The 13753-nt window shown below is 52.3% G+C and carries 14 protein-coding genes; 12 read left to right on the plus strand and 2 right to left on the minus strand.

Annotated features, from left to right (window positions below; genetic code table 11):
- Positions 1 to 60 precede the first annotated feature (60 nt).
- Together M8T91_RS01000 and M8T91_RS01005 are read left to right on the plus strand one after the other, a co-directional pair.
- Positions 61 to 1014 (plus strand): DnaJ C-terminal domain-containing protein, encoded by a 954-nt coding sequence (locus M8T91_RS01000; RefSeq protein ID WP_301415939.1) that lies wholly within the window; start codon positions 61 to 63, stop codon positions 1012 to 1014.
- A gap of 2 nt (positions 1015 to 1016) precedes the next feature.
- Positions 1017 to 1340, plus strand: coding sequence for a chaperone modulator CbpM (locus M8T91_RS01005; RefSeq protein WP_301415941.1), 324 nt, complete (start codon positions 1017 to 1019; stop codon positions 1338 to 1340).
- A gap of 69 nt (positions 1341 to 1409) precedes the next feature.
- On the opposite strand, the gene M8T91_RS01010 is transcribed toward M8T91_RS01005, so the two are convergent.
- Positions 1410 to 2390, minus strand: a complete 981-nt coding sequence (locus M8T91_RS01010; protein ID WP_301415943.1) for a calcium/sodium antiporter — start codon at positions 2388 to 2390, stop codon at positions 1410 to 1412.
- Between the two features lie 335 nt (positions 2391 to 2725).
- Here M8T91_RS01010 and M8T91_RS01015 point away from each other — a divergent pair, with 335 nt between their 5' ends.
- From M8T91_RS01015 to M8T91_RS01040, 6 genes are all read left to right on the plus strand, one after another.
- Positions 2726 to 2977, plus strand: coding sequence for a hypothetical protein (locus M8T91_RS01015; RefSeq protein ID WP_301415945.1), 252 nt, complete (start codon positions 2726 to 2728; stop codon positions 2975 to 2977).
- A gap of 287 nt (positions 2978 to 3264) precedes the next feature.
- Positions 3265 to 4344 (plus strand): 4-hydroxyphenylpyruvate dioxygenase, encoded by a 1080-nt coding sequence (gene hppD / locus M8T91_RS01020; RefSeq protein ID WP_301415947.1) that lies wholly within the window; start codon positions 3265 to 3267, stop codon positions 4342 to 4344.
- A gap of 15 nt (positions 4345 to 4359) precedes the next feature.
- The gene (locus M8T91_RS01025; RefSeq protein WP_301415949.1) at positions 4360 to 4920 is read left to right on the plus strand and encodes a VOC family protein; all 561 of its coding nucleotides are present in this window, start codon (positions 4360 to 4362) and stop codon (positions 4918 to 4920) included.
- The gene (locus M8T91_RS01030; RefSeq protein ID WP_301415951.1) at positions 4917 to 5924 is read left to right on the plus strand and encodes a fumarylacetoacetate hydrolase family protein; all 1008 of its coding nucleotides are present in this window, start codon (positions 4917 to 4919) and stop codon (positions 5922 to 5924) included. Before M8T91_RS01025 ends, M8T91_RS01030 begins: the two co-directional genes overlap by 4 nt.
- Before the next feature lie 717 nt (positions 5925 to 6641).
- A complete protein-coding gene (locus M8T91_RS01035; RefSeq protein WP_301415953.1) occupies positions 6642 to 7202 on the plus strand; it encodes a hypothetical protein in 561 nt (186 codons plus the stop codon).
- 784 nt (positions 7203 to 7986) lie between these two features.
- Positions 7987 to 8490: an SMI1/KNR4 family protein gene (locus M8T91_RS01040; RefSeq protein ID WP_301415955.1), complete on the plus strand. Its 504-nt coding sequence runs from the start codon at positions 7987 to 7989 to the stop codon at positions 8488 to 8490.
- Between the two features lie 122 nt (positions 8491 to 8612).
- Here M8T91_RS01040 and M8T91_RS01045 read toward each other — a convergent pair whose 3' ends face one another.
- Positions 8613 to 9287, minus strand: a complete 675-nt coding sequence (locus M8T91_RS01045; protein ID WP_301415957.1) for a DUF7822 domain-containing protein — start codon at positions 9285 to 9287, stop codon at positions 8613 to 8615.
- A gap of 444 nt (positions 9288 to 9731) precedes the next feature.
- Between M8T91_RS01045 and M8T91_RS01050 the strand changes: the two genes are divergently transcribed.
- From M8T91_RS01050 to M8T91_RS01065, 4 genes are all read left to right on the plus strand, one after another.
- A complete protein-coding gene (locus M8T91_RS01050) occupies positions 9732 to 10088 on the plus strand; it encodes a VOC family protein (protein WP_301415960.1) in 357 nt (118 codons plus the stop codon).
- A 200-nt stretch (positions 10089 to 10288) separates the two neighbouring features.
- Positions 10289 to 10702: a P-loop NTPase family protein gene (locus M8T91_RS01055; RefSeq protein ID WP_301415962.1), complete on the plus strand. Its 414-nt coding sequence runs from the start codon at positions 10289 to 10291 to the stop codon at positions 10700 to 10702.
- Positions 10703 to 10888: 186 nt separating this feature from the next.
- A complete protein-coding gene (locus M8T91_RS01060; RefSeq protein WP_301415964.1) occupies positions 10889 to 12673 on the plus strand; it encodes a DUF885 domain-containing protein in 1785 nt (594 codons plus the stop codon).
- Between the two features lie 515 nt (positions 12674 to 13188).
- Positions 13189 to 13710: a phytanoyl-CoA dioxygenase family protein gene (locus M8T91_RS01065; RefSeq protein WP_367317780.1), complete on the plus strand. Its 522-nt coding sequence runs from the start codon at positions 13189 to 13191 to the stop codon at positions 13708 to 13710.
- The last annotated feature ends 43 nt before the right edge of the window (positions 13711 to 13753 follow it).

The raw sequence follows: 13753 nt of genomic DNA on the forward strand, positions 1-13753 counted from the left end.
GCCGGCCTATTTGCCCTGCCTGCGTGGCGAAGATCCGGATCATACGCTTTTATTAATGCCATGGAATACAAGGACTACTACAGGATACTCGGTCTTGAGCGAGGTGCGGATCAGGCCGAGATCAAGCGTGCCTACCGCAAACTGGCGCGTAAATATCATCCTGATGTCAGCAGTGAAAAGAACAGCGAAGAACATTTTAAAGAGGTGAACGAAGCTTACGAAGTGCTCAAGGACCCGGAGAAGCGCGCCGCTTACGACCGGCTTGGCGCCGGCTACCAGCCCGGCCAGGATTTCCACCCGCCGCCGGGCTGGGATGAAGGGTTCGAATTCCATGGCGGTGGTTACACCAATGCGGACCCGGAAGCGTTCAGCGACTTTTTCGAAAGTCTCTTCGGCCGGGGCGGGTTCAGCCAGACCTATGGCGGTCGGCAGCGGCGCCAGTACAACGCCCAGGGGGAGAACACCTATGCCCGTATTGCGATTGATCTGGAGGACAGTTACCGCGGGGGTACCCGCCAGATCACCCTGAAGCACCCAACGCTTGGTGCAGACGGGCGCCCGCAGCTGCGTGAACGCACGCTCAACGTCAAGATTCCCAAGGGCATTACCGGGGGGCAGCAGATACGCCTGGCGGGACAGGGCGAGCCGGGTATGGGGACAGGCGCACCCGGAGACCTGTATTTGGAAATCAGTTTCAATCCCCATGCGCTTTACCATACCGAGGGCAAGACCGTATTTCTGGATTTACCCCTCACGCCCTGGGAAATCGCACTTGGGGCCAAAGTACAGGTGCCCACCCCGGATGGGCCGGTAAAGATGACCATTCCCGCCAACAGCGCCAACGGTAAAAAGCTGCGTCTCAAGGGCCGGGGAATCCCGGCCAGACAGCCGGGAGACATGGTTATCGTACTGCAGACGGTGACACCCCCGGCCAATACCGATGCCCAGCGCGAGGCCTACCGGCAGTTTGGCGAGGCGTTCGAGTTCAACCCGCGCAAGACCATGGGGGGCTGAAGGTGAGAGACGAAGAGTTCGAGCAGGTGGCGGGGGTGTTGTTGGACGAAGAGAGCGAGCTGAGCCTGGGCGAGCTTTGTCGTGCCTGCGGTATGTCGGCAGAGCGCATTATGGCCCTGGTGGAAGAGGGGGTTATCGAGCCCAGCCGCGCCGGTGCCTCCTGGCGCTTCAGTGGTGTTTGTGTGCGCCGGGTGCGCCGTGTTTATACCCTGGAGCAGGATCTTGGCGTCAATCTTGCCGGTGCGGCCCTGGCTATTGAGTTACTTGAAGAAATAGAGCGGCTGCAGGCACATCTGTCCCGGCTGGAGGAACGGCACAAGGGATAGTGGCCTTGGGCCTGAGTCAGGCAACCCTGGGCCCCGGGCGCGAGGGGGAAAGCCCGCCCCGCAGTGTAATCACAGTGCGGCCCTGGTAATCGTCGTAATCAGATAGCCGGTATACCCGAGATAGGCCAGCAGCAGCGCAGCACCTTCCCAGCGGTTGATGCGACCCTGGCCGCGGAAACCGTAAGCGAATACAAAAAGGGCAATGGTCAGGCCGATGACCATCGGCCAATCCCTTGTGAGCACTTCCGGCGGCACGTTTGGCATAGGCGTGATAGTACCGGCGATGCCCACCACAGCCAGCAGGTTGAACATGTTTGAGCCGACCACATTGCCAATGGCGATATCATGCTCCCCCTTGCGCGCAGCCACGATTGTTGCGGCGAGTTCCGGCAGTGAGGTGCCCAGAGCGACAATGGTGAGGCCGATAACCAGGTCGCTGACCCCCAGGGATTCGGCAACCGTCACCGCTCCCCACACCAGCATACGGGAACTGGCAATCAACAGCAGCAGCCCGGTCACTACCCAAAAGAGGGCCCGGCCCAGGGGCATGGCGTGCGCCTCCAACTCGCCTGCCAGGTCTTCCTCCATTCGATCCCCCTTGCCCTGCAGTGCAGAAAAGACACTCCAGCCGATCAAGGCAAAGAAACCCGTTAACAGGATAATGGCCTCCCACCGTTCCAGCTTGTCGTTCCACAAAAAGGCGCCACTCAGCAGGGTGATGGCCAGCAGAAGTGGCAGCTCCTTGCGCACGATCTTTGAGTGTACCGTCAGGGGAATAATGAGTGCGCTGAGGCCGAGAATCAGGCCTGTATTGGCAATATTGGAGCCATAGGCGTTGCCCAGCGCCAGGCCGGGGCTGCCATTTATGGCCGCGATGGCGGAGACCACCATTTCCGGGGCGGAGGTGCCAAAGCCGACGACCACCATACCGATCAGCAGTGTGGGCATACCGGCGTGCCTGGCGGTAGCTGCGGCACCTTCCACAAACTGATCGGCGCTCCAGACCAGCACAACAAATCCGGCGATGATAGCGACAGCGGCGAGCACCATAGGCAATCCTTAATCGAACAGAGGGAGCACTGCCCCGCAAACGGGGGCCGATTGTACCGGCTCTGGCGGATACAAACAGGGGGGGCTGCTCTTTGTGTGGCGCAGGTGGTGGAAATCAATAAAATGTCCGGTCAGTCAGACAGTTTTTTGCCCCTGTGAGCTACAGTCTTTGCATGACCCGGTAAATCCGTGGGATGGCGTGTGAATGCCATCCCCAGGTGTGGGGTTGGGGTGGCTGGTGAGTATTGTCTGCACAGGTCAGTCAGGCCATGTCTGGCAGGTGCTGCAATATCTCCATACCAGCTGCTGTGCGGGATTAACGATAGGAGGCCGATATGCGACTCAAAACTTCGATTGGAGTACTGGCTGCGGTGATGGTGCTGACCCTGTCTGCCTGCGGGCAGAAGAAGGCGGGGATGGGCGAAGGTATGGGAATGGATAAATCAGAAATGGGTTGTTGCCAGCACGGAGAGAATGCCTGTGCCAGCGATGTCACCAAATCCCAGTGTGATCAAATGGCGGGCAAATTTCATAAGGATCACATGTGCAGCACGGATGCTGGCAAGTGTACCCGCAAGGAGCGCTGATGGTTTCGGGCGTGTTACAGATTGGTAACACGCCTGTGTGCATCCTATCCTGCCCAAACTGCCGTTCTTTCTGAGTGTGACACCGCTACGCCTGTTGCTGGTTTTTGTGGCGATGGCAGCGCTGTGGATACGGTCTTCATGACCCCCTGAGCCAGGCCGGCACCCCCCGGCCAACCTCTTTGTGGCCCCTTGACATTAGTTACATGTGCAACTAAGTTCTTGCGCTTTAAATCAACCACTCGCAGCCTCGACTTCAGGCGCCGCGATGATAAGAGACGGAGGACTGCATGGCCGACTTGTTTGAAAATCCGATGGGTCTCGATGGCTTTGAGTATGTGGAGTTTACCGCACCGGAAAAAGGCATTCTCGAGACCGTTTTTGCGGCTATGGGCTTTGAGAAAGTTGCGCGCCACCGCTCCAAAGAGGTGGAGTTGTGGCGCCAGGGCGATATCAACTTTATCACCAACTACGAGCCCAATAGCCACGCCTATTATTACGCCCAGGAGCATGGTCCCTCCGCCTGTGGCCTGGCTTTCCGTGTGAAAGACGCCAAGTTCGCCTATGAAGAGGCCCTGCGTAAAGGCGCGCAGCCAGTACAGGTGCATACCGGCCCAATGGAGCTGCACCTGCCTGCCATTAAGGGTATTGGCGGCGCCACCCTGTATCTCATTGACCGCTACAAAGATGGCGAGTCCATCTACGATATCGACTTTATCTGGGAGGAAGGCGTAGAGCGCCGTCCCGAAGGCTGTGGCTTCCACACGTTGGATCATCTGACCCACAATGTGTACCGCGGCCGTATGGACTACTGGGCCAAGTACTACGAAGACCTGTTCAATTTCCGCGAGATCCGCTACTTCGATATCAAGGGCGAGTACACCGGTCTGTTGTCCAAGGCCATGACCGCGCCGGATGGCAAAATTCGCATCCCGCTGAATGAAGAGGCGGCCGGTGGCGGTGGCCAGATCGAAGAGTTCCTGATGAAATACAACGGTGAGGGCATCCAGCATATTGCCTTTGCCTGTGACGACCTGGTGGCCTGCTGGGATCGCCTGAAAGAGCGCGGCATGGAGTTTATGACCCCGCCACCGGACACCTACTATGAAATGCTGGAAGAGCGCCTGCCGGGCCACGGTGAGCCCACCGAAGAATTCCAGAGACGCGGTATCCTGCTTGATGGCACCACCGAAGGCGGCCAACCGCGCCTGCTGTTGCAGATTTTCTCTGCGAATATGCTCGGTCCGGTATTTTTCGAGTTTATCCAGCGCAAGGAAGATGAAGGCTTCGGCGAGGGCAACTTCAAGGCCTTGTTCGAATCCATTGAGCGCGACCAGCTCAAGCGTGGCGTAATCAAAGAAAAGGAATAAAAACCGGAGGCTTCAATGGGCATCAAGCGCATTCACCATGTGGCCTATCGCTGCAGGGACGCCAAGGAGACCGTGGCATTCTACCGCGATCTTCTCGGCATGGACTTCCAGCTGGCCATTGCCGAAAATGAGGTACCCTCAACCGGTGAGCCGGACCCTTACATGCATGTATTTTTGGATGCGGGTATGGGAAATGTGCTCGCCTTCTTCGAAATCCCCAATTCCCCGGAGATGGGGCGCGATGAAAATACCCCCAAGTGGGTGCAGCACATCGCCTTCGAAGTGGAGTCTATGGAGGAACTGCTCGCGACCAAAACGCGACTGGAAGCGGCTGGAGTCGATGTGCTCGGCCCCACCAACCACACGATTTTCCAGTCGATCTATTTCTTCGATCCCAACGGCCACCGCATCGAACTGGCCGCCAATACCGCCAGGCCCGGCATGCACAAAGAACTGAAACGGGTGGCTGAGGATATGCTGGAAGAGTGGTCGCGCACGAAAAAAGCCCCAAGGCATGCTGCGTGGATGCACGGGGAGGGAGAGTTTGTGGAAAAATCTGGAGGGGACCCACAGTGAAGTTAGCCAGCCTGAAATCCGGTCGCGACGGCCAACTGGTTGTCGTCAGTGATGATCTTACCCGTATGGCTTCTGCCAGTGATATTGCACCCACCCTGCAGAGCGCCCTGGACAACTGGGCAGCAGTCAGCAGTGAACTGGAGACACTGCGCCAGCGCCTGCAAAATGGTGAGGTCCAGGGGGAAGCGTTCGATCAGACCCGGTGCGCCTCGCCTTTGCCGCGCGCCTACCAATGGGCCGATGGCAGCGCCTATGTAAACCATGTGGAACTGGTGCGCAAGGCCCGCGGTGCCGAGGTGCCGGAAAGTTTTTACACTGACCCGCTGATGTACCAGGGGGGGTCCGATACCTTCCTGGCGCCACGGGAGCCGGTGAAGATGCCCCAGAGCAACGGCTTTGGTATCGACTTTGAAGCGGAAATCGCCGTGATCACCGACGACGTGCCTATGGGGGTGTCTGCCGAGGATGCACTCTCTCATATCAAGCTGGTGATGCTGGTGAACGACGTCTCCCTGCGCGGGTTGATTCCTGCGGAGTTGGCCAAGGGGTTCGGTTTTTACCAGTCCAAACCCTCCAGCGCCTTTTCACCGGTGTGTGTCACGCCCGCGCAACTGGGTGAAAGCTGGCGTGAGGGCAAATTGCATCTGCCGCTGGTTTCCCGGCTGAACGGACAGAAGTTTGGTGAGCCCAATGCCGGTGTGGATATGACGTTCCACTTTGGTCAGCTGATTGCCCATGCTGCCAAAACCCGTCCACTTTGTGCAGGCACCATTATAGGTTCCGGTACCGTATCCAATAAATTGGATGGCGGCCCCGGTAGACCCGTGGCAGAGGGTGGTGTCGGCTACAGCTGTATCGCCGAGATCCGCATGATAGAAACCATTCAGCAGGGTTCCCCGAGCACGCCATTTATGGATTTTGGCAATACCATTGCCATTGAAATGTTTGACGGGGATGGTCAATCTGTCTTTGGACGTATTGAGCAGGCCATAGAGCAGGCTTAAGCGACATTCGACACCAAATCCGGCCCTGTTCATTGCACTGCGGCTTTTCAAGCAGCAGTCTCTTGTTCGGTCGGGTTTTTTATTAGAAAAGTCTTTCCTCTGTTTTCCCAGTCCAAGCCAGTCTGGAATTCCTGGGTGTGGTCATGTATTGGCCCTGGGGGTTGTTCCCGTTTGCACGTAGCCAGTGGATTGATAAGAAAAAGCCTGATCTACGGAGAACCATAAACAGCCAAAGACTTTCCACGGCAAGGCATGCTGGTGGGAAAGTGTCTGCAAAAGCCATTAGTGATCAGATCGGCTATCAATGTGGGATTCCACCATCGCTCTGAGGGTTATTCCGGGAATACCATTGCCACTGGGTGAAGTTGGCTGGATTTCAAGAGAATGTGCCGGTCTTCCCTGGGCTGTGAGATTCCGGGGACCTGCCGAATTGACTGGTCATTAATGAGTAAAATTTAATTAACAGTCTATATCTGTTCAAGTATGATCCAGCGCCAATACTGCATCAAAAAATAGTGCCAGAGTGGATTTAAAAAGCGACTATTTACTCTGTCTGCACAGGAATTTTTCTGCTTCAATGCGCCCCAATTAAGTGAGTGGTGCTATCCAAACCCCGGTACATGGGCGAAACCGGGTTTAGGGATGCGCTTCAGATTTGAATCTAAGTTGTTAAAAAATTCATGATGATTCGAATTATTTCAACACATGAGGTGCCAGGTGGCTAAGTATGATTTTCTAAACGAACAAGTTAATAGAGTGAGGCGGCGCGTCGGTAGAATAATTAATGGTAAGACTTTACCACCCTATGTCTACCGGTTCGATACCAGAGCACCTGCTGTCATCCGAGTATCCGGTTTCCAGCCTTGGGATGCTTTAGGCGCTGTTTCACTTATGGAGCATGTGAACAATGCATTCGCGGCCAATCATGCAAAAGCAGGAATGCAGACTAAGTATGATAGCCAGTGGGTGTCGACAGGTGGTTACGGATTAATTGCAAAGATTGATCCCACATTCGCGCAACAGATATTGAATACAAATCTTTATAAGATAGATACATCTATTGCGTTGCGTACCGGTAATTTTTCTGATGCAAATGACCATTTCGACCGCGCCGGTATCAATAGGCCTTATGCAACACAGAGGGAATGGATTAAGAGTGGTGGAATACCCCAGGAAGCCGTTATAGAGTGTATGGAGGGTCTCACTTACGCTAATCAGCTTGATAATCGGGGCAACGCACCCGCCGAAAATTTACTGCAAGGCTGGCGTAGGTTTTAAAGATTGATCAACAGGTATAACGGATAAGGATAGATTGCGCAGGCCAGGCGCGCCTGGCCTGCGCCTGGGGTTACCCAATGATCGTGGGGCGACGCTTGCAGATATTGCAAGGCGTGTCGGGGTCCGCCAGCGGGGCACCGGAAGGGAAGCCGGCTGCTCTTTACACTGAAACCCAGAGGCCGGACAAAAAACCAATATCCGGGTTGAGCAGCAACCAATCGGTTCCGGTCTGCTTCATGGGCATTTTACAAAAGCATCATTGAGCAGTCTTGATAGGCTGCTGAATAATTACGGGTAAGCCAGTTTTCACTTGGGGGTTTACTTTTTTAATCCACTGGCTTTGCGCTTATTCCTATTGAAAACCACACCCTCGATGGGATCTCCACTTATCCAACTGCTGTGGTGACCGCAATAGGAAAATTGTGGCAGTGACAAATAAATAAGTCAGATCACAAAAGCGTAGAAAGCTTGGGCCAAGGCCGATACCCTTTGCTATAAACGCAGCATTTTCAATGACACTTTTAATGGATCTGTCCGCAGTGTTATGGTTTCCATGAGTGGAAAAGAGTTGCCTGGCACCAATTTGGCAAGCCCTGTTCGCTTCATGCCTGCACTTTTCCCGGCTACCGGATTAAGTCCTTCCACACAGTGGGCATTACGATAGTACAGACTCGACTTTTCCTGGAAATTGCTGTTGAAGAGAGAGTATCCAGGAGAGCCTCGATAGACTGGATTAGCCGGTATGGAGTAGTATCTTCACCTTTTCACTATAGAGAATATCGATATGACACTGGAAGAGTTTGTTGCAGTCATTAGGGGGGAGGGCGGAAAGGCGGCATCAGATGAAACGCTTTCAGCTTTCGAGCGCAGAATGGATTTGCCACTCCCCCAGGAGTTGAAACACTTTTTGAAATGTTGCGGTGGTGGGCGAATCTTTGAGACGCCTGTTGAATATCTCGATGCGCGAGGTGCACAACTGATACCCAGGCGTATGTACAGCCTGGATGAAATTCAGGCGGCATTCAATTCACCTGTTGACGCATGGGTCCCGAAGGCGCTATTGCCGATCGGTGTTGACGAAGGCGGAAATACGATAATGCTGTGCCTCCGCAAGGATCGCTTCGGCCAGATTTTCCTTTTCGATCACGAATGTGTTCACTATCCAGGTGATGATGAATGCCCTGATACAATCGAAACTATTGAGGAGGCCGAAGACTATCGTTTAGGATACTACGCACCCAGTTTTCGTCAGTTCTTGGATGATCTTCGGGTTGTGGAAACGGTATGATGCGCGTCGGCAAATTACCCGGAGATATGAAAAAACTCAACAATCTCCGGGGTTGCATATTTATGCAACCCTGCTTATATCACAGCCCGTTGGGGTGATACCCAAAGTGAGATCGGGTAAAGTTACACAAACTCATCAAACTCTTCCTTATTTTCGAGTTCGCAATAAAGAACATCGCTCCAGTATAGTCCCAAGGGAGTATCATTATCTAAACAGTCAAAATTATCGTTGAACAGGATTCCATAAAATACGTTAAGGGGTGGAGCTTTCTCTTTTTCAGCCGCTCCTTTGAGAATATCCGCGGCCATTCTGGGATCTCCTGGGAGTGAATCGATAGCGGCCCCGACATCACGGCAAGCAGTAACTTCAGCTTCAACACAAGCGCGTAGTGCAGCTTCCTCTTCCTCCTCCATACAGTCCAGCTCAATGGTCTCAAGCAGTAGATAGCGATCCTGATGCTGCTGAAGGAAATCCACCGTTTCATCCAGCATGGACAACAGCGGTGCAGACTTTTCTGCGGCAAGTAATCGCACGACTTCGATAAAATTTTTGAATCGTATAAATCCGGTGTTAAAGTCACCGCTTATCGCATAGAGCTGTGTCTTATCATCGGGTGAATCACTTTCAAAGCCGTCTGAAACCAGTGAAGCACAAAGCTTCGGGTTGCCCGACAAAAGGATACGGTATGACAGCGGAACATTATATGGCCACTCTGATAAACCCGAAATGGATTCGGGTCGGTCTGTATAGGAGGTTGGTTGGTTGCTGAGGCTGTACAGATATGAGCGGTTCGCCAATTGTATATACTCCTGGGACATATACCCGTGAGGGTATGGGTTTTTGCGATAAAGCATCTTTCGAACAGGTGGATTATTAGAAAGCAAACTCTGGATAATGGCAAGTCAAACATACCGACTAGTAACTGCTGCCAACCCAGGGGACTTTGATAATTCTGTGAGCTAAGAGAGTGTACAAAAAATCAGGCGGGTCAAGGCGTGTATCCTTAACCATAAGCAGAGTTTTTGGTACATTTTTTCCAGGTTTTGGATTTTAAATCATTGACAAAACTGCTTCTTGACTCAATGATAATGGTTGCTGAACTAATATGTGCAGTTTAAGTCCAGCGTATCGACAAGCAGGAATTTGGCAACTGGATGAGTATCATCCGCTGTGCCCAGTCTATCTATGCACTGTATGCTTCAGCGAATAAGTACAAGTTTTAGCTTGATGCGGAGGAAGAAATGAGTACAGCCCAAAAAAGTGGAGTTATAGTTTACTCTAAACAGTTCAGGGAGTTATCTCAATTCTATATTGCAATGTTTGATATGGATTTACTACGGGAAACAAAGGAGTTTGTCAGTATCGGTAATGATCAACTGAATATTGTTGTGCATGCACCACCCTTTGAAGTATCAGCGCATACTCTTAATACCGTAAAAATATTTCTTACCGTAGAGTGTCTTAATAAAGCAAGAGGCAAAGCTGAAAAATTGGGTGGTCAAACATTGAAGGGAGAGTGGTCAAACCCTTTATTTAAAGTGTGCAATATTGTTGATCCTGATGGCAACCAAATCCAACTTAGAGAGTTCATATCTTAGCAGTTAACCCCAGTCCCACTTTTAGCTTCTGTGCCCATAACGAGTTGCTCGCCCTTTCTGGCGGCTGCGATTTGTCTACGGTTATCCATGGGGTTTTGTGATATTAAACCTGGAGGTTGAATTGAGGAAAATTTTAATTTTTTGGAAATTCCGGTTCTGGGAAATCTACACTTGCCAGACATATTGCAGGTAAAGAGGGTTTGGCCCATTTGGATCTGGATCTTTTGGCATGGCTGCCAATATCGCCACCTGAAAGAAGGCCTATTGAAGAATCACGGATAAGGATAAATAGTTTTCTGCGGGAGCAGAATGGATGGGTGGTCGAGGGATGCTACACTGAATTACTGGTACTTCTGAAGCATGAAGCCACGGAAATAATATTTATGGACCTCAGCGTTGAACAATGTATCCTCAACGCCAAAAATCGCCCCTGGGAGCCGCACAAGTACAAGACTCAGGAAGCCGAAGACGCAAACCTGGAAATGTTGGTCAGCTGGATTAGGGAATATAAACTAGGGTCAGATGCAGTCTCCTATCAATCACATCGTAACTTTTACGATGCTTTTCAGGGCAATAAGAGGATTTATACCGAGAATCAGGCGAACAAGCATTGATTCGATACAATTGTTGCCCCTATAGAGGGTGTTTAAAACGCTGTACTACCACCAGCCGTAATGATTATTGTCTTTCTCCAGGCGACCGGAAATCCGGAAGGAGTTTCCGGTTGCAAAAAGCAGCCCTCAATTACGCCACCCATGTTATGGTGATGAGATGATTTAAACAGAATAATGGAGAAAACAGTGAAATCTGGCAGCACCCTGAACAACCGCTTTATTCGAATCTCCGGTGCCCTGGTGGTCACCTGTCTTCTTGCCCCATTGGGTTGGGCCGCTACGGCAACCGGGCAACTGCACAGTGTGATTAAGGACCACTGGGAATACAGTTTACGCGAAGACCCCATTACCGCCGGGCGCATGGGTGTGCGGGAATATAACCGGAAGCTGCCGGGGGTGACTGCCGAGGATCGCGCGCGCCGCCTGGAGGCTGAACGCCGGTTCCTCAATCGCCTCAACACCGTGGATGCAAAGGATTTGGCCGAATCGGACAGGATCAACCGTGAATTGCTTGCGTGGGTTCTGGAAAACGGCATTGAGAGTAAGACGCTGTTCCTGGAGCGGATTCCCCTGAACACCTTCTCCAGCTTCTACAGCAGTGCACTGAATGCCAACCGGGGTCTGGCCATGCACCGGGTCAGCGATTACGAGGATTATATTGCCCGGATTAGAGAATTCGGTCGCTACTTTGATGAAAACATCGCCAATATGCGCGAGGGCATACGCACCGGCTTTGTACTGCCCAGGATTGTGGTGGAAGGGATAGCGCCCACAGTGCGTGCACAGGTCTACTCAGACCCCACCGAGAGCAGTTTGTACAAGCCCTTCGCGGAAATGCCCGAATCTATTCCAACAGAAGAACAGCAACGCCTGCGCGATGCCGGTACAGAAGCAATTCGGCAAGTGGCCATCCCGGCTTTTGCCCGCGTTGCCGACTTCCTTGAGGGAGAGTATCGCAAGGCTGCCAGCGAGACCATTGGCGCAGAACAGATGCGCGATGGCAGCGAGTACTACCGCCACAATATTCGTTATTATGTCACCATGGATATGAGCCCGGCGCAGATCCACCGCATCGGACTTGAAGAGGTGGGGCGTATCCGCGCGGAAATGGAAGCCTTGATCAAAGAATCCGGCTTTAAGGGCAGTTTTGAGGAGTTTACCCACTTCCTGCGTACAGATCCGCAGTTTTATGCCAACACACCGGAAGCACTTTTGAAGGAAACCGCCTATATCGCCAAGCGTATCGACTACCGCTTGCCGGAATTTTTCAATGTGCTGCCGCGCACGCCCTATGGTGTGGTGCCGGTGCCCAGTGAGATAGCCCCCAACTACACCACGGCTTCCTATAACCCCGCCGCCATTGGCGGTATCCGCGGCGGTGCCTACTGGCTGAACACCCACGGACTGGACCAGCGTCCCCTGTACGAGTTGCCGGCGCTGACCCTGCATGAGGCGGTACCGGGGCACCACCTGCAAAACGCGCTTTCCCAGGAGCTGGAAAATGTACCGGACTTTCGCCGCAACCTTTACCTGAGCGCCTTCGGTGAAGGCTGGGCTCTCTACTCGGAACGCCTCGGCAAGGAGATGGGTCTGTATACCACTCCCTACGAGCACTTTGGGCGCCTCAGCTATGAAATGTGGCGCGCCGCCCGCCTGGTAATCGATACGGGTATCCACTCCCAGGGCTGGACCCGCCAGCAGGCCCTGGATTTTCTCTCTGACAACACCTCACTGTCGCCGGCCAATGTGCGTGCGGAAGTGGACCGCTACATCTCCTGGCCGGGACAGGCGCTCTCCTACAAGATGGGTGAGATCAAAATTCGCCAGCTGCGCGCCCAGGCAGAAAAGGCCCTTGGGGACAAGTTTGATCTGCGGGTATTCCACGACGCCATTCTCAGTAACGGCGCCCTGCCGCTTTCCATGCTGGAAACGCAGATACAGCGCTTTATCGCCGAGCAGAAAGCCCCTTAGCAAGGGGTTGAATATGGATTCATCCCAACGGGGAGATTCGAATGATAAATCACGTTGGTCGGTGCTTGAGTTGTCGCGCAGGATTTATTGTCTTTTACCAAATGCTCAATCCCCCTTAATCATAGGAGAATAAAGCCCAAGATTGAATTTGCGAGTGCATATCTCTTGTCGTAGAAAAAGCGCGAAGACTACGGCAACTGGCTGCCTTTTCCAGTCCTATCAGGATATGCACTAGTATATGAGATACATTCCCCAAATGCCTAACAAGTGAGTGGGGTTCGCTACAGGCCCTGAAGGAATTCCACAAGACGACTACGCCACACGTGACCCGTTGAGCTGATCTGTTACAGGCTCATCAAGGATAAAATTAAATGCCAGTTTTAGAATATGGCTATGAAATGATTGCAAGGGTTTAATCTGGTGGTCAAATAAAATCCATAAACCGCGATATCCAAGCCATTAAGATAACAGCTAAAGTTGGAGGTATCCGAAATGCTGAGAAAAAGTTTTCTTCAATACGTGAGTTAGCACAGTCGCAGAAAATAAGAGACCTGGCAAGCGGCTACCTTCCGGGAAAAGCCAGTTTGGTCCGCGTGATATTATTTAACAAGACAGAAGAAACTAACTGGTTCGTCACATGGCATCAGGATAGAACCGTAGCCGTTTCGGAAAAATTTGAAAAAGAAAATTGGCAGCCGTGGAGCATCAAAGATGGAATTTATCACGTCCAGCCTCCAGTTGAAGTTCTCAATCAAATGGTAACTTTCAGAATCCATCTGGATAACACTGATCTTGAGAATGGCTGTCTTAAAGTGTTACCTAATAGCCACAAATTAGGTATTTTAGATCATGCCGCTATCCAAGAATATACAAAAAATCATGATTTCGTGACTTGTAAGGCACCGGCAGGATCTGCTTTAGTAATGCGCCCTCATATACTGCATTCATCCAGCAGAGGGTCAAACCCTTCTCAGCGCCGGATTTTACATCTTGAGTACAGTAGCTATACATTACCTGCAGGTATCACATGGGCGTAAAGCAGGTCATCAGTTGATCCATTGTGTGCTTTTGGCACAGAAC

It is taken from the genome of Microbulbifer sp. MI-G (assembly GCF_030440425.1).
GTDB classification, from domain to species: domain Bacteria; phylum Pseudomonadota; class Gammaproteobacteria; order Pseudomonadales; family Cellvibrionaceae; genus Microbulbifer; species Microbulbifer spongiae.

Bases quoted from the DNA above. Each gene is read 5' to 3' on its own strand.
- M8T91_RS01000 (WP_301415939.1), top strand. From the start codon at position 61: ATGGAATACAAGGACTACTACAGGATACTCGGTCTTGAGCGAGGTGCG.
- M8T91_RS01010 (WP_301415943.1), bottom strand. From the start codon at position 2,390: ATGGTGCTCGCCGCTGTCGCTATCATCGCCGGATTTGTTGTGCTGGTC.
- M8T91_RS01015 (WP_301415945.1), top strand. From the start codon at position 2,726: ATGCGACTCAAAACTTCGATTGGAGTACTGGCTGCGGTGATGGTGCTG.
- hppD (WP_301415947.1), top strand. From the start codon at position 3,265: ATGGCCGACTTGTTTGAAAATCCGATGGGTCTCGATGGCTTTGAGTAT.
- M8T91_RS01025 (WP_301415949.1), top strand. From the start codon at position 4,360: ATGGGCATCAAGCGCATTCACCATGTGGCCTATCGCTGCAGGGACGCC.
- M8T91_RS01040 (WP_301415955.1), top strand. From the start codon at position 7,987: ATGACACTGGAAGAGTTTGTTGCAGTCATTAGGGGGGAGGGCGGAAAG.
- M8T91_RS01050 (WP_301415960.1), top strand. From the start codon at position 9,732: ATGAGTACAGCCCAAAAAAGTGGAGTTATAGTTTACTCTAAACAGTTC.